Here is a 25,333-nt window from a genome sequence, read left to right as displayed (position 1 = left end):
GTTCAGCGCGGGAACGGTCAGCCAAGACGGCGCGGATGCGCGCCGGAGACCTCCCAGCCGAGCGCCATCAGCGTCTTGCGGTCGGCCTTGTCGAGCGCCGCGCAATCGAGACGCGCGATCAGATCGGGCCGGATCCTCGACGTCTTCCCGAGCGCCTCGTCGCGCCGGAAGCGGTCGACCTTGCCGTGGTCGCCGGAGATGAGCACCGGCGGCACTGCCATGCCGCGCCAGGTGGCCGGCTTCGTGTACTGGCTGTGCTCGAGCAGCGCGTTCGCACCGGTGTACGACTCCTCGACGATCGAGTCGGCGTTGCCCATGAAACCGGGCAGCAGCCGCGTGATCGCCTCAAGCATCACCGAGACGGCGACCTCGCCGCCGTTGAGCACGTAGTCGCCGATCGAATACTCGCGCACATCGACGCCGCGCTCGCGGTAGTACTGCGGGATGCGCGCGTCGTAGCCCTCGTAGCGGCCGCAGCCGAAGACGAGATGTTCGGCGTGCGACAGCTCGGTCGCGTCCTGCTGCGTGAACAGCGGCGCCGACGGGTTCGGGAAGATCAGCACCGGGGAGCCGGGGGAGGGCGTCGCATCGGCGTCCGCCGGAGCGTCCGCCGCGATGCCGAGCAGCTCGTCGAGGCATTCGGCCCACACCTCGGGCTTCATCACCATGCCTGCGCCGCCGCCGACCGGCGTATCGTCGACCGATTGGTGCACGTCATGCGTCCAGTCGCGCAGGTTGTGCGCGCGGACCGTGACGAGCCCGCGTTCCATCGCCTTGCCGAACAGGCTCAGGTTGAGCACGTCGAAGTACTCGGGGAACACGGAGACGATGTCGATGTCCATAGGGCTCCTTGCAGTGTTGGGATTGCGGCGTTGATGGCAACGCGGTGTTGAGGTCATGCAGCCGAATGCCCCGGTCGCATCAGGCGGCCGAGGCATTCGGGACGGCGGATGGATGGTCGGGCGGCGGCCGTCAGATGCCCGGGATCAGGCCGCCGGGAGGGTCGATCGTCAGATAGCCCTCCTCGAGGTCCACGTCGGGCACGAGTTCGATGACGAAGGGCACAAGTGCCGTCTTCTCGTCGCCGACCGGCTCGGCCAGGCGGATCTTGAGAAGCCACTGTGCGCCTTCGATCATGTCGACGACGTTGCCGAGGACGCGACCGTCCGATGCGAGCCGCGCCTCGAGGCCGACGATGTCCTTCGGATAGAACTCGTCCTCCTCGAGCTCCCACGGCTCACCATAGAGGATCGTGCCGTTGAGCGCCTCGGCCGCGTTGCGGTCGTCGACGCCTTCGAGCTTGATGTACCAGCGGTTCTTGAACGTGCGTGCGCCTTCGACGACGTATTCGTCCTCGGCGTCCTTCGTGAACAGCGGCGAACCGGGAGCGAAACGCTCCTCGGGTTCGTCGGTGAACAGCTGCACGCTCACTTCGCCTTTGAGTCCCTGCGCGCGTCCGATACGACAGACCCTCAGCAGCTCGGGCTGTTGAGGGTCCATCGGTGAAGATCGATGATTCACTTGCGCACATCCATGATGTCGACGCGCACCTTGTGGTCGGCCATCGCCTGCACCACGGTGCGGATCGCGTTGGCGGTGCGGCCGTTGCGGCCGATCACACGTCCGATGTCCTCAGGATTGACGCGTACGCGAATCAGCTCACCACGCGCGTTCTCATGGGACTTGACCGAGACGTCGTCAGGGAAATCGACGATGTTCCTAATCAGATGTTCCACGACTTGAGCAAGCATGATCAGACGGCTTCCGGAGCGGACTCTTCAGGATCGGCGAACTCGACCTTCTCGTCGGCCTTCTGCTCGGCGGCGGCGTCCGGGTCGGTGGCGGCCTCGTTGGCCTTGAGCTCGGCTTCGGCCTTCGCGGCCTTGAGCTTCTGCGCCTTCGTGTCGGCCTCTTCGATGAGCGTGGCCGCATCCGGCTTCGCGGCGGCGGTCTTCAGCGTGCCCTCGGCGCCCTTGAGGCCCTTGAACTTCTGCCAGTCGCCGGTGATCTTGAGCAGGTTGCGGACCTGGTCGGTCGGCTGGGCGCCGACGCCAAGCCAGTACTGCGCGCGATCGGAATCGATCTCGATCGTCGAAGGCTGCGTGTTCGGGTTGTACAGACCGATCTCCTCGATGGCCTGGCCGTCGCGCTTGCTGCGCGAATCCATGACGACGACGCGGTACACGGCATAGAACTTCTTGCCCATGCGCTTGAGACGAATCTTGGTTGCCAAAACGGCTCTCCTTGGTTGACTAGGGTTGCGCGCCGCGCTTCGCCGTGTGGGGCACGGATCGGCCGGCACGCGCGTTCCTTGACGCCTACGGGTGATGAGAGGGTCCCGCATCGCCAAATAACCAAGTCAGGATACCTCGACCCGTGGTCATCGCGGCCGTCCCCGGCCGCCGACGGCGTAACGGGTCCTCGCGGCATGACGCCGTGGGCGGATTATATAGTGTGAGATGACATCGCCGTGGCCGTGCGAACCGTGCAAGCCGCGGCGCACGCCGCACATCGACGAGGATCGATCACAAGGAGGGCTGCGATGTTCGTTCCGCGCTATTACGAGGACCTGTCCACGCTGCATGTGGGCTGCGAGCCGAACCGCGCGTATTTCATCCCGGCGAGCGAGGCGATCGACACGGGCTTCGACCGGCGCGTATGTTCCGACCGCTTCCAGCTGCTCAACGGCGACTGGGCGTTCCGCTATTACGCGAGCATCCACGAGCTCGACGCCGAGGTCGCCGCGGCGAGCGCCGCCTACGATCCGATCTTCACCGACGTCGCGTTCAACCCCGGCGACGACTACACGCAGATCCCGGTGCCGTCGGTCTGGCAGATGCACGGCTTCGACCACAACCAGTACACGAACATCCGCTATCCGTTCCCCTTCGACCCGCCGTTCGTGCCGCAGGACAACCCGTGCGCCGTCTACCGCACGACCTTCGACTACGAGCCCGACGGGGCGGCGCCGCGCGCGTATCTGAACTTCGAGGGCGTCGACAGCTGCTTCTATCTGTGGCTCAACGGCGCCTTCGTCGGCTATTCGCAGGTCTCGCACGCGACGAGCGAATTCGACGTGACCGACCTGATCGAGGACGGCGAGAACACGATCGCCGTCCTCGTGCTCAAATGGTGCGACGGCAGCTACCTCGAGGACCAGGACAAGCTGCGTATGAGCGGCATCTTCCGCGACGTCTATCTGCTCAAACGCCCGACGCGGATGATCCGCGACTACTTCGTGCACACGGCGATCGACTTCGACGACGGCCGGCGCACGGAGGTGACCGTCGACTTCGACGCCGGCGCCTACGGCCTGCCCGGGCATGTGGCCGTCTCGATCCTCGACGCCGACGGCGGGAGCGTCGACGCCGCCGAGGCGCAGGCCGTCGTCGCCGATGACGTCAGCGCAGCCGACGACGACGTGTTCGCAGTCCGCGCACGCGCACGGCTGACGATTCCGGCCGCGCGGCTGTGGAATCCCGAGGAGCCCTACTGCTACCGCCTCGTCATCGCGACCGACGACGAGACGATCACGTCGCTGTTGAGCGTCTGCGAGGTGCGTGCCGCGCTCGGCGACGACGGCGTGCACGAGCGGATCGAGCTCAACCGCCGGCCGATCACGATCCACGGCATGAACCGCCACGACGCCGACCCGGACACCGGCTACGCCGTCACGCCGAGGCGTTTCAAGGAGGATCTGCTGCTGATGAAGCAGCACAACGTCAACGGCGTGCGCACGAGCCACTACCCGAGCGCGCCGTACTGCTACGACCTGTACGCCGAACTCGGCTTCCTCGTCGTCGACGAGGCCGACATCGAGGCGCACGGCGCCTACATGCTGCAGCACGCGCACGACGGCGCAAGCGTCGACGACACGGCCGCGCTCGAAGGATGGAACGCGCGCATCGCCGACGACGAGGACTTCGCGCCGGCCATCCTCGACCGCGTGCGCCGCTGCGTCGAACGCGACAAGAACCACGGCTGCGTATTGTTCTGGTCGCTCGGCAACGAATCCGCGTACGGCGTCGGCTTCGAGCGCGCCGCCGCATGGGTCAAACGCTACGACACGTCGCGGCTGACGCATTACGAAAGCGCGCGCTACGTCGAGCACGGCGGCCATGACCGCCACGACTACGACGCGATCGACGTGCACAGCCGCATGTATCCGAGCATCAGGGAGATCGACGCCTATTTCGGCGCCGACGGCCCCCGCGGCGACGGCGCGAACGGCGAGGACGGCACGAAGGCCGGAGGCGTCGTCAAACCGTATCTGATGTGCGAGTTCTGCCATGCGATGGGCAACGGTCCGGGCGACCTCGAGGACTACTTCGAGGCAATCGAACGGCATCCGGGACTCGCCGGCGGCTACGTGTGGGAATGGTGCGACCATGCCGTCGACGTCGGCCGCACGCCGCAGGGCAGACGCGAATACCTGTACGGCGGCGACTTCGGCGACCGGCTCAACGACGGCAACTTCTGCGTCGACGGCATGGTCTCGCCCGACCGCACGCCGCACTCCGGCCTCGACGAATTCAAGAACGTGTTCCGCCCCGCGCGCGTCGTCGCCGTCGCCCATGACGGCGCCGACGTGCAGGTGACGCTGCGCAACCACCTCGACTTCACGACCTTGTCCGACCGCGTGCAGCTCATGTGGGAGCTGTACATCGACGGCGCGATGCAGGGATACGCGCTGTGCGACGACGAGGCGACCGCCGCCGCGCTGGAGATCGCCCCCGGCGCCGAAGGCACGCTGACGCTGCCGGGCATGCCCGACCTGCGCGATACGGACGGCAAGGCCACGATCGTGCTGCGGTATCTGACGAAGGAGCCGATGTGGGGGATGGCGGCGCTGTTCGAACTCGGCTTCGACGAGATCGCCGTCGACGTGGACGGCGCGGACGCGCGCAACCAGTGGGTCGCGCGCCAGCATGAGGAGATGCGCGCCGGCGACGAGCGCGGCGCGACGATCCAGCTGCGGCGCGCAGGCGCGTCGATCGTGCTCGAAGGCGCCGACTGGCGCTACGAACTCGACGTGCGCACCGGCCTGTTCTCGCGGATGAGCTACCGCAACCACGCGTTGCTCGCGCAGCCGATGCAGATCGACGTTTGGCGTGCGCCGACCGACAACGACCGGTATGTTCGCCGCGCATGGGAACGTGCGCAGTACGACCATGCGAGCGCACGCGCCTACGACGTGGCCGTGCGCACCGTCGCGTCGAGCGGCATCGCACAGCCCGAGGAAGGCTGCGCGATCGCGAACGAGGTCGACCCAGACGACGCGCGCCTCGCGCCGAACGCCGTCGAACTGCGCGTCTCCATGGGCGTCGTCGCGCCGAGCGTGCAGCCGATCGCGCACGTCGACGCCGTCTGGACCGTGCACGCCGACGGATCGGTCGCATTGACGATGGACGTCGCGCGCGACGCGGCGTTCCCGTTCCTGCCGCGTTTCGGCATACGCATGATGCTGCCGGAATCCATGAGGAACGTCGTCTACTGCGGCTACGGGCCGAACGAAAGCTACATCGACAAGCACCGCTCCAGCTGGCACGGCATCTTCGAGGGGACGCCGAAGACGCTGGCCGAACATGAGATCAGACCGCAGGAGAACGGCAACCACCACGAGTGCGACTGGGCGAGCGTCGGCGGCGACGGCGTCGCATTGGTCGTCCTGCGCGGCGACGGCGCCGAGGAGGCGCGCGCCTTCGACTTCCAGGCGCTCGAATACACGGCCGAGGAGATGACGCGGGCGCGGCACGACTTCGAACTCGAGCGCGCCGGCATGACCGTCGTCTGCGTCGACTACATGCAGTCGGGCATCGGCTCGAACAGCTGCGGGCCCGAACTGCTGCCGCAGTACCGGCTCGACGACGCGCGCTTCCGCTTCGTCGTCACGTTGCGGCCGCAGACGGCCTGAGCGGCGTCAGTCGGCATCCGCCTCGTCGTGTGCGGCGCGGATATGGTCGCGGGCGCGCTCGCGGGCGAGCGGCGGCAGCGAATCCGGCCATGTCTCGCCGGCGCCGGCGTTGAGCGGCGTCGGATGGTCGATGATCGTCAGCGTCGCGGCGAGCGCGAGATGGTCGGTGCCGGGCACTTCGGCCGCGCGCACGTCACAGGCGGTCAGATAGTCGGTGAACAGCACATGGTCGAGCACGATGCGCGGCCACTTGATCCAACGCGGATAGGTCGGGCGCAGCCCGCGCGCGTCGGTGAGCGCCGCGTCGTGGAAACCGGCGGCGAGCAGCTTGCGGAAGCTCGGATGCGGGACGCTCGAGTTGAAATCGCCCATGACGACGCAGATCGTCTCACGTTCGGGCTGCTGTGCGGCGGACGACTGCGCGGTCTGCGCTTCCGCCACGGTCGTGGCGGCGGCGTGGCCGGCGGCGTCGTGATGGGCCGCGCGGTCGGCCGTCGCCGAATGCGCGGAGATGCCGGCCTGCGCGAAGGCGCCGTCACGGGAGCCGTCCTTCTCGGCCGCCGCGGCCGCCGCGCGGTTGGCCGCGTCGATCGCGGCGAGCGTCGGGTACTTTTCGCGCGGCTCGTCCTTCGGATGCGCGATCAATGCACGCAGGCCGATGATGCCCTCCGACCAGGCGCGGCAGCCGCGCATCGGCGACTTCGGATGGGCGGACGCGAAGGTGATGTCGCGCGTCGACGAGAACGGGATCGTCATCGTCGGCACGTCGGCGGCCGGGATCGGCACGCCGGTCGGCGTGCTCGCCGACGGCTCGACGCGCATCCAGACGCCGTTGAAGCCGCCGTTGTCGGTCGGCAGCGGCTCGCCGAGCTCATGGTAGGGCAGCAGCGCGTTGAGGCCGGCGGCGTCGAGACGCGCGACGAGGTCCTCGCTGAGCTCCTGCAGTGCGAGGACGGCGACGTCCTCGTCGCGCACGAGGTCGACGATCCGTCCGGCGTCGGCGCGGCCGTATCGGCAGTTGAGCGTCAGCACGCGGAACTGGCCGTGGTCCGGATGCGATTTGCGCGGGCGGGCGGCGTCGGACGTCGTGCCGGACTCACGCGCCTTGCGTTCGGTGAGCCGGCGCGCGAGCGCGGCGGCCGTGTTCGGCGCCTTGATGTCGTTGAGCCAATAGGCGGATTGGCGCATCAGCGACGCGATGAGCATGACGACGGCGCAGATCGTGAACGGCCACGCATGCAGGCAGGCGCCGACGATCGCGAGCGCGGTGAAAGGGATCCACAGGAAGGGCGTCAGCGCGATCAGATAGGGCAGCGGCTTGTGGCCGTCCCAGCCGGCGGGCAGCTCGGTGAGCGCGAGCCACGAGATCAGCACGATCAGCACGATCCACATCGCGATGAGCATCACAAAGACCTTTCTGTAGGATGTTCGGTACATCGAAAAGGCCGTGGCGGTCGGGCCACGGTCAGGAAAAAGGCGGCTGCTGCTGGCAGCCGCCCCTCACATGGACGGATCAGTTGCCGCCGAGCAGGCCGCCGAGGCCGCCGCCGAGATTCGGCGGAAGGTCGGCGCCTCCGAGCATCCCCTGCAGCTCGTCGGGCAGCTGCGGCGTCTTCGGCTTCTTGGCGAAGGCCGAGCCGGAGGCGTTCGTCTTGCCGGACAGCCGTGCGCGCAACGCCTGCTCCTCGGCCTCGCGCTTCATCGGATTGCCGGACTTCGACGCGCCCTTCTTGCCTTTCTTGCCCTTCTTGGCGTTCTTGCGGGACGAACCGCCGCCGAAGCCGCCCATCGAGCCGAAACCGGCCTTGTTGCTCATGCGCTTCATCATCTTCGAGGCCTGCTCGAAACGCTGCAGCAGCGCGTTGACGGCGGAGACGGTCACGCCCGAGCCGTAGGCGATGCGCGCGCGGCGCGAGCCGTCGATGATCTTCGGGTTGCGGCGCTCCTGAGGCGTCATCGAACGGATGATCGCCTCGGTGCGGTCGATCTCGCGCTCGTCGAACTGCTCAAGCTCCTTGCGATGCTGCGCCATGCCCGGGATCATGCCGAGCAGCGACTTCATCGAACCGAGCTTGCGCACCTGCTGCAGCTGCGCGAGGAAGTCGTCGAGGCCGAAATCGCCCTCGGCCATCTTCTCGGCGGCCTTGCGCGTCTGCTCCTCGTCGAATTCACGCTGCGCCTGCTCGATGAGCGTCAGGATGTCGCCCATGTCGAGGATGCGCGAGGCCATGCGGTCCGGGTGGAAGACCTCGAAGTCCTTGAGGCCCTCGCCGTTCGACGCGAACAGGATCGGCTTGCCGGTCACCGACGCGACCGACAACGCGGCGCCGCCGCGCGCGTCGCCGTCGAGCTTCGACAGCACGACGCCGGTGAAGTCGACGCCCTCGTCGAAGGCCTGCGCGGTGCGCACCGCGTCCTGGCCGATCATCGCGTCGATGACGAAGAGGATCTCGTCCGGCTGCACGGCGTCGCGGATGTCGCGCGCCTGCTTCATCAGCGTCTCGTCGACGCCGAGACGGCCCGCCGTATCGATGATGACGGTGTCGTAGAGCTTCTGGCGCGCGTACTCGATCGAATCGCGCGCGACCTTGACAGGATCGCCGTGCGTCTCGCCCGGTGCGGAGACCGCTTCGCCGCCGGCCGACTGCACGCCCTTCTCCGGCGCGTACACCGGCACTCCGGCGCGCTCGCCGACGACCTCGAGCTGCGTCACGGCGTTCGGGCGCTGCAGATCGGCGGCGACGAGCAGCGGCGTATGGCCCGATTCCTTGAGCCAGTAGCCGAGCTTGCCGGCGAGCGTCGTCTTGCCGGCGCCCTGCAGACCGGCGAGCATGATGATCGTCGGCGGCGTCTTCGCGAAGTTGAGCGGACGGTCGACGCCCTGGCCGAGGATGTCGGTGAGCTCGTCGTTGACGATCTTGACGACCTGCTGCGCCGGGTTGAGCGCCTCGGAGACCTCGGCGCCGAGCGCGCGCTCGCGTACGCGCGCCGTGAACGAACGCACGACGTCGAGCGAGACGTCCGCGTCGAGCAGCGCGCGGCGGATCTCGCGGATCGTGCCGTCGATGTCGGCCTCGGAAAGCTTGCCTTTGCTCTTGAGATGCTTGAACGCGTTCGAGAGCCTGTCTGTAAGAGAACTGAATGCTGCCATAATGGCTACGATTCTACCGTGTTGAGGGGAAATCGTGCAGCCTGCGCACCGGAGCTCCACGGCCATGCGCGCGTTCACTACACTGGTGGGGGTGTGACAGGTGACGGCGGCCGCGCGTACGACGACGCGGCGCCATATGGCCCGATGAGGAGCGAGGAGGCGGCATGCATCAGAAGAGAATCGAACAGCAGGCGTTGAAGGTCGGCATCATCGTCAACATCGTCATGGTCGTCGCCGGATTCTTCGTGTTCTTCGTCACCGGACTCAAATCGATGTTCCTCGACGCGTCGTTCACCGTGATCTCGGTGATCTCGGGCGGCGTCGCGGCGTATCTGTCGAAGAAGACGGTACGCGTGAGCGAACGCTTCCCGAACGGCATGTTCGCGCTCGAGCCGATCTACGCGATCTGCAAATCGATCTTCACGATCTGCCTGCTGCTGTTCTCGTTCCTCGACGTGCTGCGCGTCGCGATCGACTACTTCGCGTACGGCGAAGGCGAGCGGTTGAGCTTCGGCCCGGTCATCATCTACCAGATCGCCGCCGTCAGCGTCTGCCTCGTGCTCGTGTGGTACTACCGCGCGCGCAACCGCTCGATCGGCGACGCGAGCCTGATGCTCAAGGCGGAGGCGAACGGCACATGGATCGACGGCATGATCTCGCTCGGCATCGGCGTCGTCGCCGTGCTGCTGTACTTCCTGCCCGATGGGACGCCGTTCGATTTCCTGCACTACACCGGCGACTTCTTCATCACGACGATCATCGTCGCGTTGACGATCAAGGAACCGGTCGTCGTGCTGCGCGACGCCTTCGTCGAACTCGTCGGCGGCACACATGACGACGAGGAGACCTCCGCGTTCGTCGCGCGCGAGGTCGAGGCGCATCTGCCGTCGGCGATCGAGATGGAGAAGATCCACGTCTTCAAGACCGGCATGAACTTCGACGTCGACATCTTCATCGGCAGCACGCAGGGCAGTGTGCGGATGGAGGAACTGGTGGCCGCGCGGCAGACGATCGAGAAGGCGCTCGAACCGAAGCTGCACATCGTCAACGTCGACTTCGTCTTCGAGTGACGGCGCCCAGCGGAGCGGCCGCGGACGGCGGTGTGTGGGCAAGTGCATCCCTAGGCGGCAGCATGTGGATGACCTTACGCACAGACGACTGTTTTAGGCGGCGGCGATGGTCGTGGTCGCTGCACGAGCCGCTGCTCGTGACCGTCATGGTCGCCGCTGCGGTGCTGAATTTCGGCGTCAACGGCGTCGAATATGCGATTCAGCTGCATCTGATGCAGCTCGGGACGAACGCGACGCTCATCGGCGCCATCGGCAGCGGCATCGCCGCGATGATGCTCGTCGGTGCGTTCGCCGCCGCGCGCTTGAGCGACCATGTGCCGGTAGGCGCCTGCATCTGCACGGGATTCATGTTCCTGTGCATATGCGTCGTGCCGATGCTGTTCGCGTATCGGCCGGGCATGCCGGGAGGCGCCTCCTATGCGCTCGTGTTCGCGTCGAACTCGGTGATGGGGCTGCCGTTCCCGATCATCGACGCGCTGCTGCTCGGGTTCGTCTACGCCAAGGCGCCCGCGTCGATGCAGGGCAGGATCGCCGTGACGCTCACGGTGCCCGCGCAGGCGCTCTCCGCGTTCTCCAGCGCGACCGCCGGCACGCTGCTGCCTGCGTTGGGATTCCGCGGAACGGTCGCCGTGTACCTCGCGGCGCTTGCGTCGTCGACGGCGATCGTGCTGTGCAGTGCGCGCATCCGCCGCATTCCGCGCGCCGACAAATGGGGCGCCGCGCAGCTGTAGTGATATGGCCGGGTCGCCGTGATGGCGACGGGCGGCCGCATCATTCGAATTCCGGGTCGAACCCGTCGTCGGCGGGCCGGTAGTGCTCGCCGAAGGCTTCGTCCATCGTGTACCGTCTGCCGTCATCGTGTTCCATGCGCTCGCGTGCAAGCTCGTACAGAGCGCGATCCTCCGCCGTGATGATGGCCGATGTCGTCTCGTCGCCGCGCATGGGGAGGCTGCGGCCGGTCAGTTGAGCGTCCACGAGGAGCCGGTCGGGCCGTCCTCGATCGTGACGCCGAGCTTGGCGAGGTCGTCGCGGATCCGGTCGGCCGTCGCGAAGTCCTTCGCGTTGCGCGCGTCGGCGCGCGCCTCGAGCTGCGCGTCGATCAACGCGTCGAGCGTCACGCGCGCCTTGTCCTCGCCGCCCTTGTCGTCGCCGCCGCCGATCCACGGTTCGGCGAGCGGGTCGAGGCCGAGCGTGTCGAGCATCGCGCGGACGTTGACGAGTATTGCGCGCAAGCGCGGCTTAGCGTTCTCTGGAGTGAGAGTGTCATCAGTGCCGCAGCGACCATTGGTCTCAATTGTGGCAACAATGCTGTTGCCGGCGCGCAGCTGCGTGAAGATGACGGCGGTTGCACGTGAAACATTGATGTCGTCGTTCATCGCGGCGATGAAGTCCGCCGGCAGCTCGTCGGCGGTCACGGCCGTGATTTCGTCGCGCGACGGCTGCTCGCCGAGCGCTTCGCCGGCGTGCTCGATGAAGTTCATGACGCGGTCGTAGGCGGCCTGCGCCTCGGCGAGCGTCTGGTCGGACCATTCGAGCATCGAACGGTACTGGACCGAGCCGAGGGCGTAACGCACGACCCACGCGGAGTGCTCGGCGAGCACGACCGGCACCGAAAGGCCGTTGCCGAGCGACTTGCTCATCTTCTCGCCCTTCGCCGTCACCCATGCCGAATGCATCCAGCGGTTCGCCGTGCGGTAGCCGGCCGCGCGCGTCTGCGCCATCTCGTTCTCATGGTGCGGGAAGCGCAGGTCGAGGCCTCCGCCGTGGATGTCGAACATGCCGTCGAGGTAGCGGTAGCTCATCGCCGAGCATTCGATATGCCAGCCGGGGCGTCCGGTGCCGAACGGCGTCTTCCATCGCGCGTCGGCGGGGTCGGTCGGCTTCGGCCGCTTCCACAGCGCGAAATCGCGCGGGTCGCGCTTGTCCTCGGACAGGTCGGCAGGATCGACCGGGTTGTACTTGTCTTCGCCGGTCATGTCGACCGACGGCCCCATGCGGTCGGCGACGGCGGCGGCCTCGTCGACCTCGGTCGTCTGCTTCTGGTGCGTCAGCTCGCCGTAGTGCGGCCACGACGCGACGTCGAAGTAGACATCGCCGGTCAGCTCGCCGCGTTCGTCGCGGATGACGTAGGCGTGGCCGTTGTCGATGATGCGCTCGATCAGATGGATCATGTCCATGATGTGGCCGGTCGCGCGCGGTTCGTAGGTCGGCGGCAGGACGCCGAGCCTGTCGTACGCGTCGGTGAACTCCTGCTCGTAGTGGTAGGCGCGCGCCCACCAGCGCTGGCCGGCGGCGGCCGCCTTGTCGAGGATCTTGTCGTCGATGTCGGTGACGTTGCGGATGAACGTGACCCGGTAGCCGAGCTTGAGGAACCAGCGGCGGATGACGTCGAAGGCGACGCCGGCGCGGATGTGGCCGATGTGCGGCGAGCTCTGCACCGTCGCACCGCATACGTAGATGCCCACGTTGCCCGGTTGGATCGGCTCGAAACGGCTGATCGCATGCGACGCCGTGTCGTAGAGCCTCAGATCGACGGCCGCGTTCGCGACGCCGCCGTCGCCGGCCATCAGCGTCTCGGTGAACTGCGGGTCCTGAAAAGTGCCGGAAGTGTTGGCGTTGCTTGCTTCGTGGGAATGCTCGGTCATGGTTCGAGCGTATTGCGTTTTGTAGACAAGCGGCGGCTGTCAGAGCTCAGCGTCCCGCAGTCACTGGTCCATCTGCTCGGACAGGTCGAGCCATTCGGACTCGAGGCCGTCCGATTCGGTCGTCAATGCCTGCAGCTGCCCGTTGAGCTCGTTGAGACCGGCGTAGTCGCTCGGATCGTGCGCCGCCATCTGCCGCTCAAGTGCCTCCTTCTGCGTCTCGAGCTTCTCGAGCTTGCGCTCGATCGCCGAGACGCGCCGCGATGCCTCCGCATACGCCTTGCCGCTGAGCCTCGGCGCGGCCGGCGCCGCGTCCGCCGGACCGGTGGCCGCATCCTCGGCCTTGACGGTGTCCGCGTCGACGGTCGGATCGGCCGCGCCCTCGGCCTTGTTCATGCCGAGCGGATCCTCGCCGCGGCGCAGCGCGTCGACGATGTCCAGATAATCCTGCACGCCGCCGGGCAGATGCCGGATCTTGCCGCCGATCAATGCGAACTGCTCGTCGGTGACGCGTTCGAGCAGATAGCGGTCGTGGCTGACGACGATGAGCGTGCCCGGCCATGTGTCGAGCAGGTCCTCCATGACGGCGAGCATGTCGGTGTCCAGATCGTTGCCCGGCTCGTCCATGATGAGCACGTTCGGCTCGTCGAGCAGGATCAGCAGCAGCTGCATGCGTCGCTTCTGCCCGCCGGACAGGTCGCGGATCGGCGTCATCAGCTGCGCCGCCTCGAAGCCGAGCCGCTCCATCAGCTGCCCCGGCGTGACCTCCTTGCCATCGACGATGTAGCTCGGCTTGTAACGGCTGAGCACTTCCTTGACCTTGTACTTGCCGAGCTTCTCGAGTTCGTCGAGACGCTGTGAGAGCACCGCGAACTTCACGGTCTTGCCGATGTTCACATGGCCGGCCGTCGGCGTCAACGTGCCGTCGAGGATCCTGAGCAGCGTCGATTTGCCGGCGCCGTTCGCGCCGACGATGCCGAAGCGGTCGCCCGGGCCGATCAGCCATGTCACGTCGTCGAGGATCTCGCGTCCGCTCACCGTCAGTTCGACGGCCGCCGACGTCACATCCGACGCCGTTTCGCCGTCCGCCTCGCCGCGCGTGCCGCGCAGCGCGTTGATCTCGCCGGCCGGCTCGCGGTGCGTGAGCCCATGCGCGGCGGCGACCTGCGCCGCACGCGAGCCGAAGGCCGACTTCAGGCGCGGGTCGTCGGCGTCGTCGACGGCGATCGTCACCTCGCCGAAGGCCTGCGGCTCGCTGACCATCGGCTCGACGACGTCCACCGTCGACGCCGACTTCGCGCTCGCCGCGAGCGCCGCCGCGTCCGGGTCGATGTCCGCGTACGCGCCCTGTTCGCGGTCGAAGATTTGCGTGACGTCGACGAGGTCGACGACCTGCTTGCCGAGCCGTGACGTCGCCATCTGCTTGAGTTCGAGCGTGTTGCGCATCGGCGGGACGTCGGCGATGAGTTCGCGCGCGGCCTTCACATGGAACTTCTGCTTCGTCGAGCGCGCGCGTGCGCCGCGCGACAGCCATGCGAGCTCCTTGCGCGCGAGGTTGCGCCGTTTCGTCTCGCGCACGTCGGCCTGACGGTCGCGTTCGACGCGCTGCAGCATGTACGCGCTGTAGCCGCCTTCGAAGGGTTCGATCTCGCCGTCATGCACCTCCCACATCGATTCGCAGACCTCGTCGAGGAACCAGCGGTCGTGCGTGACGAGCAGCAGCGCGCCGGTGCCTTTCGGCCAGCGGTTCTTGAGATGTTCGGCGAGCCAGTGGATCGTCACGACGTCGAGGTGGTTCGTCGGTTCGTCGAGCGCGAGGATGTCCCAGTCCTTGAGCAGCAGCCGCGCGAGGTCGGCGCGCCGGCGCTGGCCGCCGGAGAGCGTGCCGATCTTCGCGTCGAGGTTGAGGCCGCCGAGCAGCGCCTCGACGATTTCTCGCGACTGCGTCTGCGCCGCCCATTCGTAGTCGTCGCGGCCTTCGAGCGCGGCCTGGCGCAGCGTCGCGTCGTCGTCGAGTTCGTCTCGCTGACCGAGGACGCCGAGCGTGAGGCCGTTGCGGCGGCTCACACGGCCCGAGTCGGGCGTCTGTTCGCCGTCGAGCAGATGCAGCAGCGTCGATTTGCCGTCGCCATTGCGGCCGACGATGCCGATGCGGTCGCCTTCGAAGACGCCCTGCGTGACGTCGGTGAAGATGGTTTTCGTTGCGAAGGAAAGGGAGACGTGTTCCAGTCCCAGATCAAAAGTCGGCATAGGGAACACTGTAATGGTGGCGCGGTAAATCGGCGGTGCGCACGCCCCGTCGCCGGAGTCGCCGCGCACCGCCGTTCAGCGTATTCAGCGCATCAATGTGGTGGCGTAGGTGTTGCAGCGGGCGGCGAAACCGGAGAAGACCTGTTCGGCGAGCGGCTGCAGCTGCGGGCTGCAGGTCGCGTACTGTTCGCGCAGCTGCGACTTCGAGCCGCCGGACGCCTTGAGCTGCTTGACCATGAGCGGTTCCTCGAGCCATTCCTCGAGCAGCTGCGGCGTCACTTCGAGGTGGAACTGCATGCCCAGGGCGGAACCGAAGCGGAAGGCCTGCACTTTCGCGGCGCCGGAGCGGGCGAGCAGCGTGGCGCCGTCGGGCAGCGTGACGCAGTCGTTGTGCCATTGCAGCACGTCGAGTTCCTTGTTCCACATCGCGAAGTAGTCGTGACGTTCGACGCGTTTGATCGGCAGCACGCCGATCTCCGGATCGTTGTTCGTCTTGAGCTTCGCGCCGAGCGCGGTCGCGATGATCTGATGACCGAGGCATACGCCGAGCACCGGCTTGCCGACGCTGATCGCGGCGCGCACGAGCTTGCACTCCGCCTTCAGTCCCGGGTAGCCGTCGTAGTCGGTCGCGGACATCGGTCCGCCCATGACGACGACGCCGGCGACCTCGTCGAAGTCGGGCATGTCCGGCTTCTTTTTCTTCGCGATCGTCAACGTCTGGGTCGGCAGATTGATCTCTTCGAGCTCGGTCTGGATGCGTCCTGGCTTCTCCCAAGCGGCGTGCTGCAGAATAAGGACTTCCGGTTGTGTCATGCCTCCCATTGTGCCATCCGCCCTGACTTGGAGCCGCCGGAGCCGGCTGTGCGCTGATTTTTGCGCGATGCGGGGGTGGACGCCCCCTCCTGGGCGTCCACCCCCGCATCGCGAGGCGCTGCATCAGCGGCCGGTGATCTCCGAGCCGATGACCTTCTCGCTCAGCGCGCGCGGACCACGGCTCATCGCGACGGCGCCGGAACGCACGAGCTCGATGATGCCGTAATGGTCGAGCAGCCCGAGCAGCGCGTCGATCTTGCCGCCGGCGCCGGTGGCCTCGATCGTCAGCGACTCCGGGTTGACGTCGACGACGCGCACGCGGAAGAGGCGCACGATCTCAAGGACGTCGGAGCGGTTGGACTCGTCGGCGGCGACCTTGATGAGCACGAGTTCGCGCTCGACCGTCGTCTCCGGATCGAGGTCGACGATCTTGAGCACATGCAGCAGCTTGTTGAGCTGCTTGATGATCTGCTCGAGCGGCACCTCGTCCACGTCCGCCGTCACGGTGACGCGGGAGATGTCGGGGCGTTCCGTCGGCGAGACGGACAGCGAGTTGATGTTGAACGCGCGCCGCGCGAACAGGCCGGCGATGCGTGCGAGCACGCCCGGACGGTTCTCCACGAGCACGGACAATGTGTGGCGCTTGGATCCCGGCTGGGATGCTGGATACGATGCCATGGCGGTGCTCCTCTCAGTTCTCTTCGTTCTCGTCGGCTGCGGCTGCGCCGTCCATGTCGTCGGCGTCGTCCAGCCGCACGTCGCCGGTCGGGTTGAGCAACGGCTTGATGCCCGGCATGTAGGTGACGTTGTTGTTCGAATCGCCGGCGGCGACCATCGGCCACACCATCGCGTCCTTCCACACATGGAAGTCGATGAGCACCGGACGGTCGTTGATCTCATTGGCCTTGCGGATGCATTCGATGGCCTCTTCCTTCGTGCGTGCGCGCAGACCGACGCAACCGTAGGCCTCGGCGAGCTTGACGAAGTCGGGGCAGCCGACGAGGCCCGTCTCATCCTCCTCGTGCAGGATCGTGGCCGAGTAGTGCTTGTCGTAGAACAGCGTCTGCCACTGGCGCACCATGCCGTACACCGAGTTGTTGAGCAGCGCGATCTTGACCGGCGTGCCCTCGAGGAAGGCCGTCGCGAGCTCCTCGCTCGTCATCTGGAACGAGCCGTCGCCGTCGATGAGCCACACCGGCTTGTCGCCGTTGAAGTAGCGCTGCGAGCCGACCGCCGCGCCGATCGCCGCCGGCAGGCCGAAGCCCATCGTGCCGAGGCCGCCCGAGGAGATCCACTGATGCGGCTTGCGGAACTTGATGAGCTGCGTCGCCCACATCTGATGCTGACCGACGCCGGAGACCCAGATCGTGTTCGGATCGGCGGCCTCGGAGAGCTGTTCGACGACCCACTGCGGCGCGAGCGTTCCGTCCGTCGGCTCCTCGTAGCGCACCGGATACTGCTCGACCCACTTGTCGAGCAGCTTCCACCAGCTGCTCAGGTCGGGCTTGCCGTATTCGGCGTGCAGCTGCTCGATCTGTGGGATCAGCGCCTGGAGCACCGTCTTCACGTCGCCGACGATCGGTACGTCGGCGGTGCGGTTCTTGCCGATCTCCGCCGGGTCGATGTCGATGTGGATGACGCGCGCGCCGGGGGCGAAGGCCTCGAGCTTGCCGGTGACGCGGTCGTCGAAGCGTGCGCCGATCGCGACGAGCAGGTCGGAGCGCTGCACGGCGCCGGTCGCCGCGATCGTGCCGTGCATGCCGAGCATACCGAGCACGGCCGGATCGTCGTCGGAGACGATGCCGCGCGCCGGCAGCGTCGTGACGATCGGCGCGCCGGTGAGGTCGGAGAGCGCTTTGATCTCGTCACCCGCGTCGGAACGCACGGCGCCGCCGCCGACGTAGAGCACCGGGCGGAACGAGCGCTGGAACATCTTCGCGGCCGTCGTCAGCACGCGGCCGTGCGCCTCGGTCGTCGGGTTGTAGCCGGGCAGGATCATGCGCTGCGGCCAGCTGTAGTACATCTCCTCGTTCTGCGCGGTCTTCGTCAGGTCGACGACGACCGGGCCGGGGCGGCCTGAACGCGCGATGTAATGCGCCTCGGCGAGCACGCGTGGCACGTCCTGCGCGCTCGTGACGAGATACGAATGCTTGGAGACCGGGTACGTCGCGCCGACGATGTCCGCCTCCTGGAACGCGTCGGTGCCGATCGAGTTGACGCCGACCTGCCCGGTGATGACGATCATCGGGATCGAATCCATGTTCGCGTCGGCGATCGCCGTGATGACGTTCGTCGCGCCGGGGCCGGAGGTGACGATGCACACGCCGACCTCGCCTGTGGCGACGGCGTAGCCTTCGGCGGCATGGCCGGCCGCCTGCTCGTGGCGCGCGAGGATGAAGCGGAAGTCCGTGTCCTCGTTGATGGCGTCGTAGACGGGCAGGATCGCGCCACCGGGGACGCCGAAGACGTCCTTGACCCCCAGATCCTCAAGCGCGCGGACGAGCGCCTGCGCACCCGTCATCTTCTCGCCTTCCGTGACCGCATGCTTCTGGTGGGCGGCGGCGGATTTCGTCACGCCGCTGAACGCCTGCAGGGGTGTAGGTGACACTGCTGATCCCTCCCTTTTCCTTAAGTGGTGTCTGCTGGTTGTCCACGTCATCCTACTGGAAAGAGGCCGGATCCCCGCAGGCATGACCGAATGATGAATGTTTTTCCGGACAGGTCGGGGAAGTTCGGGGAGGGGCGGCGTCGCCCAGTGATCGTCGCGGGCACGGATCGCGGCCGTCGCGTTCGCAAACGCCGCCGCTCGTGAACGCGACGGGCCGATACCGCACCTGTCACGTTCGCTGCGGCGCCGGTATGCGAACGTCGCAGGTGCCGATCGCGGCGGTGGCGTTCGCAGACGCCGCCGTTCGCGAACGCCACCGCCGCAATCGGCACCTGTCACGTTCGCCGGTGTCGTGGTTTGCCGGCGTGCGATCAGTCGGCGTCGGCGGCCGCGGCGGCGTCGAGGTTCCTCCACGCCTGTTCGGCGGCCGCGAGCTGCGCCTTGCGCTTGCTCGTGCCGCGGCCGATGCCGATGACGTCGTCGCTGTCGCCGAGCATCGCGCGCGCCGTGAACTGCTGCGCGTATTCGGGGCCGCCGACCGACATCTGGTAGCGCGGCTCGCCCAGTCCCAGCTGGTGCGCCTTCACGGTGAGCGACGTCTTCCAATCGAGCGCCGGGCCCTCGCTCGCGACCTCGGCGAGCGTGTCGTCGATGAGGCGGTGGACGACCTCGCGTGCGCCGTCGATGCCGTATTCGACGAAGGTCGCGCCGATCAACGATTCGACGATGTCGCACAGGATCGAGCTCTTCTCGGCTCCGCCCTGCTCCATCTCGCCGTGGCCGAGCAGGATGTACGGGCTCGCGTCGAGCTTCGTGCGCGCGACCGCGGACAGCGCCTCCTCGGAGACGGCCTTCGCGCGGATCTTCGCGAGCTGCCCCTCGGTCATGTCCGGATGGGCGGTGAACAGCGTCTCGGTGACGACGAGCTCGAGGACGGCGTCGCCGAGGAACTCGAGACGCTCGTAGTTCTTCGCATCGGGATGCTCATGGGAGAAGGAGCGGTGGGTGAGGGCCTCGACGAGCAGGTCCGGCTGCAGCGTCGTGCCGAGCGCCTCAAGCAGCGGATGGGCGGGATTGGGGTCGTCGATGGTTACGGTCACATGGTTGGTCATGTCTGCCATAGTAGTCGGCGGTGCGTGCGGCGCAGGGCGCGGCGAATGACGCATCCGGACGCCGGGCATACGAAAAACGCCCCGCCACCCGTCGATGGCAGAGCGTTTTCGTTAGGCGTTATCGAAGATCCGCGACTCAGCGAGAGTAGGTGCTGCGGATGGCCTCGCGATAGACGCGACCGCGGTAGGAGCCGCAGGTCGGGCAGGCCATGTGGGCCATCGTCGGGGCGCCACAGTTCGGGCAGCTGATCGTCGGGACGGCCTTGGTCTTCCAGTTAGCGCGGCGCGAACGCGTGTTGGCGCGCGACATCTTGTACTTTGGCAGTGCCATAGTTTGTTTCCTCTATTCGATCGAACAATTGAGCTTAAGCGTTCAGAAGTTTAACGCATCGGCCGTACAAACGCGGCGCGCGGCCGCCGCGGGCCGCACGGTCGCTCAGTTTTCGCCCGCCGGGACGTCCTCGTCCGCGACGTCCGCATCGCCCTCGGCGCCCTCGAGCTGCGCCTTGAGCGCTTCGAGTCCGGCGAAGCGGATGTCGGTCGTCTCGTGACGGTGGTCGGGATGCTCGTTGAGGTCGACGCCGCACTGCGGGCACAGGCCCTTGCAATCGGGGCGGCACAACGGCTGCAGCGGCAGCGCGTCGACGAAGGTGTCGCGGATCAGCGCCTCGAGGTCGGCGAAGGAGCCGTTGTCCATCAGCGGGTAGACGTCCTCGGCCTCGTCCTCGCCGGCGACGATCTCGACGTCCTCGTCCTGCTTGCCGCCCTTGGATTCCGGCTGCTGCTCCTCGTAGGGGAGGAACGCCGTCACCTGCTCGCTCCAGTCGTCGTCGAGCGGCGTGTCGCAGCGCGAGCAGACGGCGTGCACCGGCGCCGTGAAGGTGCCGGTGAAGATGAGTCCGTCGACGATCGAGTCGAACCGTCCGTCGACGTGGACGTCGGCGCCCTCCTTGACGCCGACGATGCTGTCGCCGATGCCCGACGGGGCCGGGAAGATGCGGTCGAGCGGCATCTGCTGCCCAGCGTGGGAGCCGACCTGCGCGACCGGCACCGTCCAATCCGTGTACTGCACGCGTGCCATGCGTTCCTCTTTTCCTTGGTTTCCTTGCTGCGTTGTCTGCGTTGTCCGTCCTCGGCGGAATCCGTCCGTCTCGACCAATCGCCGATCCGCGACGATTATTCCTGCGCGCATCGCGCGCCGTCCCGCCGGGCCGTCACGACTGCGGGTAGTCGTCGTCGGAGACGTGCGGCACGTCCTGCGCGGCCTTCTGCTGACGGTCCTCGAGCACCTGCAGGCCGCCGGCGACGTCCCGCTTGAGCTTGTCGAGCTGCTCCTGCAGATCGTTCATGACGCCGATGCAGTAGCGGTCGGCGCCCTGCGTCAGGCGGTCGGAGGTGTGCTGCGCCTTGTTGAGCATCTGCGTCGCTTTCTCGCGAGCCAGCTGCGTGATGTTCTCCTGGCTCGTCAGGAACTGCACCTGGTCGTTCGCGTCGCGGATCATGTCAGCGGCGCGGCTCTGCGCCGAGGTGATGATCACGTTCGCCTGCGACTGCGCGCCCTCGAGCCGTCGTTCCGCCTCGCGCATCAGCGCGGACGCGCGCTCGAGCTGCACCGGCAGCATCGCCTTGAGCGACTGCAGCTGGTCGAGGAAGTCCTCACGGTCGATCTTCACGAGCGTCGGAGAGAACATCGTGCCCTTCGCCTCGTTGAGCGTGCGCTCCATCGCGTCGATCGTGTCGTAGACGGTTGTGAACTCCTCCTGCTCGCGCGACGGCTGGGGCGCGTCGTCGGATCGGCGGTCGCGCAGATCGGGCAGATCGCCCATGTTGAAGGCCGCACGGCCCCCCGCGTTCGCCGGGATGTGCTCGTCGGTGTCGTCGACCGGTGTCTCGTCCGTCATATTCGTCCTTCCTCGATGGGTGGGTCCGCGTCGGCCCGTCAGTCGCGCGTCGCCCGGAGCGCGACGTTGAGTTTTTCGACGACGTAGTCGGGGAGCATGCCGCGCACATCGCCCCCGTGCCGCGCGACGTCCTTGACGACGGAGCTCGAGATGTGCTCGAGCACCGGGTCGGCGGGCAGGAACATCGTCTCGATGCCGGCGAGCTTGCGGTTGACGAGCGCCATGCCCAGCTCGGCCTCGTAATCGCCGTTCTGCCGCAGCCCCTTGACGATGACGGTCGCGCCGACCTGCTCGCAGTAGTCGGTGATCAGGCCGTCGGTGGAGCTCACGACGATGTTCGTGGCGCCATCGCCCTCAAGTGTGTGACGGATGATGTCGACGCGCTCCTCCTCGGTGAACAGCGGCGTCTTCGCGGCGTTCACGGCGACGACGACGTGCACTTCGTCGAACAGGCGCGCGCAGCGCCGGATGACGTCGAGGTGGCCGTCGGTGATCGGATCGTAGGATCCGGGGCATACAGCAATAGTCATACGTATAAGAGTAGCGACACGTAAGGCGTTCGGGCCGCGTTTCACGAAAAAGGCGACGGGAATGCGCATGGGCCGCGCGCGGTTGTGCAGGCGGAAGGCGCATGTCGGATCCGCATGGGGTGCGTGCGCTATCATGGACGCACTGCGCACCGGATGCGTCAATGGGCGCGACGCGCGGGCGGACGCGGATGGGTGCGCCGCGGAACGGAGAACATCATGGAATCAGCAATCGAACAGTTTGAACAGTTCGCACCGTGGAGGAACGCGGGGGCGGTCGATGAGGCCGATCCGCTCACGCAGACCGAACCGGACACGAACACTGGCACGACCGTGCTCGAGCGGCCGGTCGAAGAGGAGCAGGCGCAGCGCAGCGACGACGGCGACGCCGACCGCTTCGCGCATTACGTCTCGAGGGAGCGCATCGAGGAGTCGCGGCTTACCGGAAGGCCGGTCGTCGCGCTGTGCGGCAAGGTGTGGGTGCCGAAGCGCAACCCGGCCGATTATCCGATCTGCCCCGAGTGCAAGCGCATCTACTCGGAGTACGGCGGAGCGCAGTTCTAGGTCCTTTCCGGGGGCTTGCGGCTCCGGGTCTAGAGGCCGGTTACCGAGATGATGCTCCCCCTCAACGGCGATATATCGGCGTGTCGCAGCCGTTATCGCCGTTGAGGGGGAGCATCATCCTTGATTTACTTGGACAGCGAGTCGATGCGCGCGAGCTCGTCGGCGGTGAAATCGGTGTTGGCGAGGGCGGCGAGGTCGTCGAGCAGCTGGGCCGGACGCGAGGCGCCGACGAGCACCGTCGTCACCGCCGGATCGTGCAGCAGCCATGCGAGCGACATCTCGGCGAGCGACTGGCCGCGCTGCGCCGCCAGCTCGTTGAGTCCACGGATGCGCCGCAGACGGTCGTCGGTGAGCGCGCTCGCCTGCAGGAAGCGGCCGTCGCGCGCGATGCGGCTGTCGGCGGGGATGCCGTCGAGATAGCGGTCGGTGAGCAGGCCCTGATCGAGCGGGGAGAAGGTGACGAGGCCCTTGCCGAGGCGCGCGCCGGTCTCCTTGAGCCCGTTGCGCTCGATCGTGCGGTCAAAGATGTTGTAGCGGTTCTGGTTGACGATGAACGGCACATGCAGGTCGGCGAGGATGCCCATCGCGCGTTCCATCGTCGGGCCGTCGTAGTTCGACAGGCCCACATAGAGCGCCTTGCCGCTGCTCACGGCGGTCGCGAGCGCGCCCATCGATTCCTCGAGCGGCGTGTCCGGGTCCATGCAGTGGTGGTAGAAGACGTCGACGTAGTCGAGGCCGAGGCGGCCGAGCGAGGCGTCGAGGCTGCTCAGCAGGTATTTGCGGCTGCCGCCGTGGCCGTAGGGGCCGTCCCACATCTCGAAGCCGGCCTTCGTCGCGATGACGAGTTCGTCGCGGTGCGAGGCCAGATCGGAGCGCAGGATGCGGCCGAAGTTGCGTTCGGCGGCGCCGGGTTCCGGGCCGTAGTTGTTGGCGAGGTCGAAGTAGGTGACGCCGTTGTCGAAGGCCGTGCGGATCGTGGCGCGCATGTTCGCCAGCGGTGTGTCGTCGCCGAAATTATGCCACAGGCCGAGTGCGATGCGCGGCAGCTTGAGGCCGCTGACGCCGCAGCGGCGGTACTCCATCGATGCATAGCGCGTCGGATCGGGTGTATAGGCGTCGGTGGGTTCGAGCATCGTGACCTCGCTGTCTGGCTGGTTGATGATACGGCTGCCCCCATTGTAGCGACGTCCCATGGCACCCGTGCGCCGGCGGCATTCCGTGGGTGAGTTCACCCAAATACTGCCGTCTGCGGCTGTGGCGGCGGTCGTTTATAGGTGCGGTTACCCATGGAATGCCGTTTGCAGCTGTGATGGTGGCATTTTGTGGGTGTGGTTACCTGAATACTGCCGTTGCTGACCGTGGCGGCGGCGTTTTGTGGGTGTGGTCAGCTGCAGAATGCCGCTGTACTTACACCCACACCCGCACTCACTACGCCCACAACAACCGCCGCCGCCAACCGCCTACTGCGGCAGGACGAGCGTCTGCGTCGGAATCACCGGATCGCCGCGCATCAGCGACTGCGCGGTGATCGGCAGCGCCTTGAGCGCCTCCTCGTGGTGTGCGCGCGCGTCGATGATCGCGTCATGGCCGCGCCAGCGGTCGTCGATCCGCCCGTGGTCGACGAAGTCGACGAGCAGATCCTGCCATCCCTCCTCGGGAGTGAACATGTCGAGTTCCTCCTTGCTGCCGGCGATGACGTGCTCGCAGTCGGCGAGCGAGTATTCGTAGGAGCGGAACGCAAGCTTGCGGCCCGGCACCGTCGCCTTGTTCGTCGACTTCTTCGCGACCGGCACCATCGTGCCGTCGTCGCCGGCGCGTTCGGTGAGCTTGTACACCATCGCGCAGGTCGGCGCGCCGGAGCCGGTCACGAGCTGCGTGCCGACGCCGTACGAGTCGACCGGCGCCGTCTGCAGCGACGCGATCGCGTACTCGTCGAGGTCGTTCGTCACCGTGATCTTCGTGTTGACGGCGCCGAGCGCGTCGAGCTGGTTGCGCACGCGCTGCGCGAGCGACGCGAGGTCGCCCGAGTCGATGCGCACGCCGCCGAGTTCGGGTCCGGCGACCTCCACCGCGGTTTTCACGGCCTCCTCGATGTTGTAGGTGTCGACGAGCAGCGTCGTGTTCCGGCCGAGCGCGTTGATCTGCGATTCGAAGGCGGCGCGCTCGCTGTCGTGCACGAGCGTGAAGCAGTGCGCGGCCGTGCCGATCGCCGTCAGATCGTAGAGTTTCGCGGCGAGCAGATTGGCGGTGCCTTGGAATCCGCCGACGATCGACGCGCGCGCGGCGGCGACGGCCGCCCATTCGTTCGTGCGCCGGCCGCCCATGTCCATGCACGGGCGGTTCTTCGCGGCCGACGTCATGCGCGACGCGGCCGCGGCGACCGCCGAATCGTAGTTGAGGATCGACAGGATCAGCGTCTCGAGCAATGTGCACTCGCCGAACGAACCCTCGACCTGCAGGATCGGCGAGTTCGGGAAGTACATCTCGCCTTCGCGGTAGCCGCGGATCGAACCGTGGAACTCGAAATGCTCGAGCCAGTCGACGGTCTCCTTGTTGACGATGCGCCGGTCGCGCAGGAACCTGAGATCCTCGTCGGCGAAGTGGAAGTCGGCGAGCGCGTCGAGCAGCCGTCCGGTGCCGGCGACGACGCCGTAGCGGCGCCCCTCGGGAAGATGGCGAGTGAAGACCTCGAACACGCAGTCGCGCGACGCGGTGCCGTCCTGCAGCGTCGCGTCGAGCATCGTGTACTCGTACATGTCGGTCATCAGGACCGGGTTGTAG

22 protein-coding genes and 2 pseudogenes are annotated in these 25,333 nt (G+C 67.0%); 4 read left to right on the top strand and 20 right to left on the bottom strand.

What is annotated here, in order from left to right:
• Positions 1 to 17 precede the first annotated feature (17 nt).
• The 4 genes from trmD to rpsP form a co-directional block, all read right to left on the bottom strand.
• Positions 18 to 842: a tRNA (guanosine(37)-N1)-methyltransferase TrmD gene (gene trmD, locus B1400_RS03180; protein ID WP_095613015.1), complete on the bottom strand. Its 825-nt coding sequence runs from the start codon at positions 840 to 842 to the stop codon at positions 18 to 20.
• Between the two features lie 130 nt (positions 843 to 972).
• Positions 973 to 1,500, bottom strand: a complete 528-nt coding sequence (gene rimM, locus B1400_RS03175) for a ribosome maturation factor RimM (protein ID WP_095613014.1) — start codon at positions 1,498 to 1,500, stop codon at positions 973 to 975.
• A gap of 17 nt (positions 1,501 to 1,517) precedes the next feature.
• On the bottom strand, positions 1,518 to 1,751 hold the full coding sequence (locus B1400_RS03170) for an RNA-binding protein (protein WP_095613013.1): 234 nt from the start codon (positions 1,749 to 1,751) through the stop codon (positions 1,518 to 1,520).
• A gap of 2 nt (positions 1,752 to 1,753) precedes the next feature.
• The gene (gene rpsP, locus B1400_RS03165) at positions 1,754 to 2,233 is read right to left on the bottom strand and encodes a 30S ribosomal protein S16 (protein ID WP_095613012.1); all 480 of its coding nucleotides are present in this window, start codon (positions 2,231 to 2,233) and stop codon (positions 1,754 to 1,756) included.
• Between the two features lie 309 nt (positions 2,234 to 2,542).
• On the opposite strand from rpsP, the gene B1400_RS03160 reads away from it, so the two are divergent.
• A complete protein-coding gene (locus B1400_RS03160) occupies positions 2,543 to 5,914 on the top strand; it encodes a glycoside hydrolase family 2 TIM barrel-domain containing protein (protein ID WP_095613011.1) in 3,372 nt (1,123 codons plus the stop codon).
• A gap of 6 nt (positions 5,915 to 5,920) precedes the next feature.
• On the opposite strand, the gene B1400_RS03155 is transcribed toward B1400_RS03160, so the two are convergent.
• Complete coding sequence (locus B1400_RS03155) at positions 5,921 to 7,318, bottom strand: endonuclease/exonuclease/phosphatase family protein (protein WP_157909626.1); 1,398 nt, start codon at positions 7,316 to 7,318, stop codon at positions 5,921 to 5,923.
• A 109-nt stretch (positions 7,319 to 7,427) separates the two neighbouring features.
• The gene (gene ffh, locus B1400_RS03150) at positions 7,428 to 9,065 is read right to left on the bottom strand and encodes a signal recognition particle protein (protein ID WP_095613009.1); all 1,638 of its coding nucleotides are present in this window, start codon (positions 9,063 to 9,065) and stop codon (positions 7,428 to 7,430) included.
• Between the two features lie 164 nt (positions 9,066 to 9,229).
• Here ffh and B1400_RS03145 point away from each other — a divergent pair, with 164 nt between their 5' ends.
• The gene (locus tag B1400_RS03145) at positions 9,230 to 10,135 is read left to right on the top strand and encodes a cation transporter (RefSeq protein WP_095613008.1); all 906 of its coding nucleotides are present in this window, start codon (positions 9,230 to 9,232) and stop codon (positions 10,133 to 10,135) included.
• 68 nt (positions 10,136 to 10,203) lie between these two features.
• Complete coding sequence (locus tag B1400_RS03140) at positions 10,204 to 10,866, top strand: MFS transporter (protein ID WP_133064603.1); 663 nt, start codon at positions 10,204 to 10,206, stop codon at positions 10,864 to 10,866.
• A gap of 40 nt (positions 10,867 to 10,906) precedes the next feature.
• Here B1400_RS03140 and B1400_RS09475 read toward each other — a convergent pair whose 3' ends face one another.
• The 12 genes and pseudogenes from B1400_RS09475 to coaD form a co-directional block, all read right to left on the bottom strand.
• On the bottom strand, positions 10,907 to 11,110 hold the full coding sequence (locus B1400_RS09475; protein WP_133064602.1) for a hypothetical protein: 204 nt from the start codon (positions 11,108 to 11,110) through the stop codon (positions 10,907 to 10,909).
• Complete coding sequence (cysS, locus tag B1400_RS03135; RefSeq protein WP_407641062.1) at positions 11,095 to 12,702, bottom strand: cysteine--tRNA ligase; 1,608 nt, start codon at positions 12,700 to 12,702, stop codon at positions 11,095 to 11,097. The genes B1400_RS09475 and cysS overlap by 16 nt, the downstream gene beginning before the upstream one ends.
• A 138-nt stretch (positions 12,703 to 12,840) precedes the next feature.
• Positions 12,841 to 13,068, bottom strand: a pseudogene (locus B1400_RS10140) (ABC transporter C-terminal domain-containing protein); the annotation flags it as partial.
• Positions 13,069 to 13,199: 131 nt separating this feature from the next.
• Positions 13,200 to 15,027, bottom strand: a pseudogene (locus B1400_RS03130) (ABC-F family ATP-binding cassette domain-containing protein); the annotation flags it as partial.
• 84 nt (positions 15,028 to 15,111) lie between these two features.
• The gene (locus B1400_RS03125; RefSeq protein ID WP_095613004.1) at positions 15,112 to 15,840 is read right to left on the bottom strand and encodes a type 1 glutamine amidotransferase; all 729 of its coding nucleotides are present in this window, start codon (positions 15,838 to 15,840) and stop codon (positions 15,112 to 15,114) included.
• 123 nt (positions 15,841 to 15,963) lie between these two features.
• Positions 15,964 to 16,518, bottom strand: a complete 555-nt coding sequence (gene ilvN, locus B1400_RS03120) for an acetolactate synthase small subunit (RefSeq protein ID WP_095613003.1) — start codon at positions 16,516 to 16,518, stop codon at positions 15,964 to 15,966.
• A gap of 13 nt (positions 16,519 to 16,531) precedes the next feature.
• A complete protein-coding gene (locus tag B1400_RS03115; RefSeq protein ID WP_095613002.1) occupies positions 16,532 to 18,499 on the bottom strand; it encodes an acetolactate synthase large subunit in 1,968 nt (655 codons plus the stop codon).
• A 320-nt stretch (positions 18,500 to 18,819) separates the two neighbouring features.
• Positions 18,820 to 19,569 (bottom strand): ribonuclease III, encoded by a 750-nt coding sequence (gene rnc / locus B1400_RS03110; RefSeq protein WP_407641061.1) that lies wholly within the window; start codon positions 19,567 to 19,569, stop codon positions 18,820 to 18,822.
• 127 nt (positions 19,570 to 19,696) lie between these two features.
• A complete protein-coding gene (rpmF, locus tag B1400_RS03105; protein WP_095613000.1) occupies positions 19,697 to 19,891 on the bottom strand; it encodes a 50S ribosomal protein L32 in 195 nt (64 codons plus the stop codon).
• Positions 19,892 to 19,996: 105 nt separating this feature from the next.
• On the bottom strand, positions 19,997 to 20,641 hold the full coding sequence (locus B1400_RS03100) for a YceD family protein (protein ID WP_095612999.1): 645 nt from the start codon (positions 20,639 to 20,641) through the stop codon (positions 19,997 to 19,999).
• A gap of 133 nt (positions 20,642 to 20,774) precedes the next feature.
• Positions 20,775 to 21,461 carry an ATP synthase subunit B family protein gene (locus tag B1400_RS03095; protein ID WP_235607296.1) on the bottom strand — a complete coding sequence of 229 codons (687 nt, stop codon included), beginning with the start codon at positions 21,459 to 21,461 and terminating at the stop codon, positions 20,775 to 20,777.
• A 38-nt stretch (positions 21,462 to 21,499) separates the two neighbouring features.
• Positions 21,500 to 21,991 carry a pantetheine-phosphate adenylyltransferase gene (gene coaD / locus B1400_RS03090; protein ID WP_095612998.1) on the bottom strand — a complete coding sequence of 164 codons (492 nt, stop codon included), beginning with the start codon at positions 21,989 to 21,991 and terminating at the stop codon, positions 21,500 to 21,502.
• Between the two features lie 216 nt (positions 21,992 to 22,207).
• On the opposite strand from coaD, the gene B1400_RS03085 reads away from it, so the two are divergent.
• Complete coding sequence (locus B1400_RS03085) at positions 22,208 to 22,552, top strand: DUF3039 domain-containing protein (protein WP_095613041.1); 345 nt, start codon at positions 22,208 to 22,210, stop codon at positions 22,550 to 22,552.
• 125 nt (positions 22,553 to 22,677) lie between these two features.
• On the opposite strand, the gene B1400_RS03080 is transcribed toward B1400_RS03085, so the two are convergent.
• Complete coding sequence (locus B1400_RS03080) at positions 22,678 to 23,685, bottom strand: aldo/keto reductase (RefSeq protein ID WP_095613040.1); 1,008 nt, start codon at positions 23,683 to 23,685, stop codon at positions 22,678 to 22,680.
• Between the two features lie 327 nt (positions 23,686 to 24,012).
• A partial coding sequence (locus B1400_RS03075) for a nicotinate phosphoribosyltransferase (RefSeq protein ID WP_106408292.1) occupies positions 24,013 to 25,333 on the bottom strand: 1,321 nt, incomplete at its 5' end.

Source organism: Bifidobacterium italicum (assembly GCF_002286915.1).
GTDB classification, from domain to species: Bacteria; Actinomycetota; Actinomycetes; order Actinomycetales; family Bifidobacteriaceae; genus Bifidobacterium; species Bifidobacterium italicum.
This window is presented reverse-complemented; position numbering and strand designations above follow the sequence as displayed.

Excerpts from the sequence above, each read along its gene's own strand:
- trmD (WP_095613015.1), bottom strand. The coding sequence starts at position 842 with ATGGACATCGACATCGTCTCCGTGTTCCCCGAGTACTTCGACGTGCTC.
- rimM (WP_095613014.1), bottom strand. The coding sequence starts at position 1,500 with ATGGACCCTCAACAGCCCGAGCTGCTGAGGGTCTGTCGTATCGGACGC.
- B1400_RS03170 (WP_095613013.1), bottom strand. The coding sequence starts at position 1,751 with ATGCTTGCTCAAGTCGTGGAACATCTGATTAGGAACATCGTCGATTTC.
- B1400_RS03160 (WP_095613011.1), top strand. The coding sequence starts at position 2,543 with ATGTTCGTTCCGCGCTATTACGAGGACCTGTCCACGCTGCATGTGGGC.
- B1400_RS03155 (WP_157909626.1), bottom strand. The coding sequence starts at position 7,318 with ATGCTCATCGCGATGTGGATCGTGCTGATCGTGCTGATCTCGTGGCTC.
- ffh (WP_095613009.1), bottom strand. The coding sequence starts at position 9,065 with ATGGCAGCATTCAGTTCTCTTACAGACAGGCTCTCGAACGCGTTCAAG.
- B1400_RS03145 (WP_095613008.1), top strand. The coding sequence starts at position 9,230 with ATGCATCAGAAGAGAATCGAACAGCAGGCGTTGAAGGTCGGCATCATC.
- B1400_RS03140 (WP_133064603.1), top strand. The coding sequence starts at position 10,204 with ATGACCTTACGCACAGACGACTGTTTTAGGCGGCGGCGATGGTCGTGG.
- cysS (WP_407641062.1), bottom strand. The coding sequence starts at position 12,702 with ATGGCCGGCGACGGCGGCGTCGCGAACGCGGCCGTCGATCTGAGGCTC.
- B1400_RS03125 (WP_095613004.1), bottom strand. The coding sequence starts at position 15,840 with ATGACACAACCGGAAGTCCTTATTCTGCAGCACGCCGCTTGGGAGAAG.
- ilvN (WP_095613003.1), bottom strand. The coding sequence starts at position 16,518 with ATGGCATCGTATCCAGCATCCCAGCCGGGATCCAAGCGCCACACATTG.
- B1400_RS03115 (WP_095613002.1), bottom strand. The coding sequence starts at position 18,499 with ATGACGTGGACAACCAGCAGACACCACTTAAGGAAAAGGGAGGGATCA.
- rnc (WP_407641061.1), bottom strand. The coding sequence starts at position 19,569 with ATGGCAGACATGACCAACCATGTGACCGTAACCATCGACGACCCCAAT.
- rpmF (WP_095613000.1), bottom strand. The coding sequence starts at position 19,891 with ATGGCACTGCCAAAGTACAAGATGTCGCGCGCCAACACGCGTTCGCGC.
- B1400_RS03100 (WP_095612999.1), bottom strand. The coding sequence starts at position 20,641 with ATGGCACGCGTGCAGTACACGGATTGGACGGTGCCGGTCGCGCAGGTC.
- B1400_RS03095 (WP_235607296.1), bottom strand. The coding sequence starts at position 21,461 with ATGACGGACGAGACACCGGTCGACGACACCGACGAGCACATCCCGGCG.
- coaD (WP_095612998.1), bottom strand. The coding sequence starts at position 21,991 with ATGACTATTGCTGTATGCCCCGGATCCTACGATCCGATCACCGACGGC.
- B1400_RS03085 (WP_095613041.1), top strand. The coding sequence starts at position 22,208 with ATGGAATCAGCAATCGAACAGTTTGAACAGTTCGCACCGTGGAGGAAC.
- B1400_RS03080 (WP_095613040.1), bottom strand. The coding sequence starts at position 23,685 with ATGCTCGAACCCACCGACGCCTATACACCCGATCCGACGCGCTATGCA.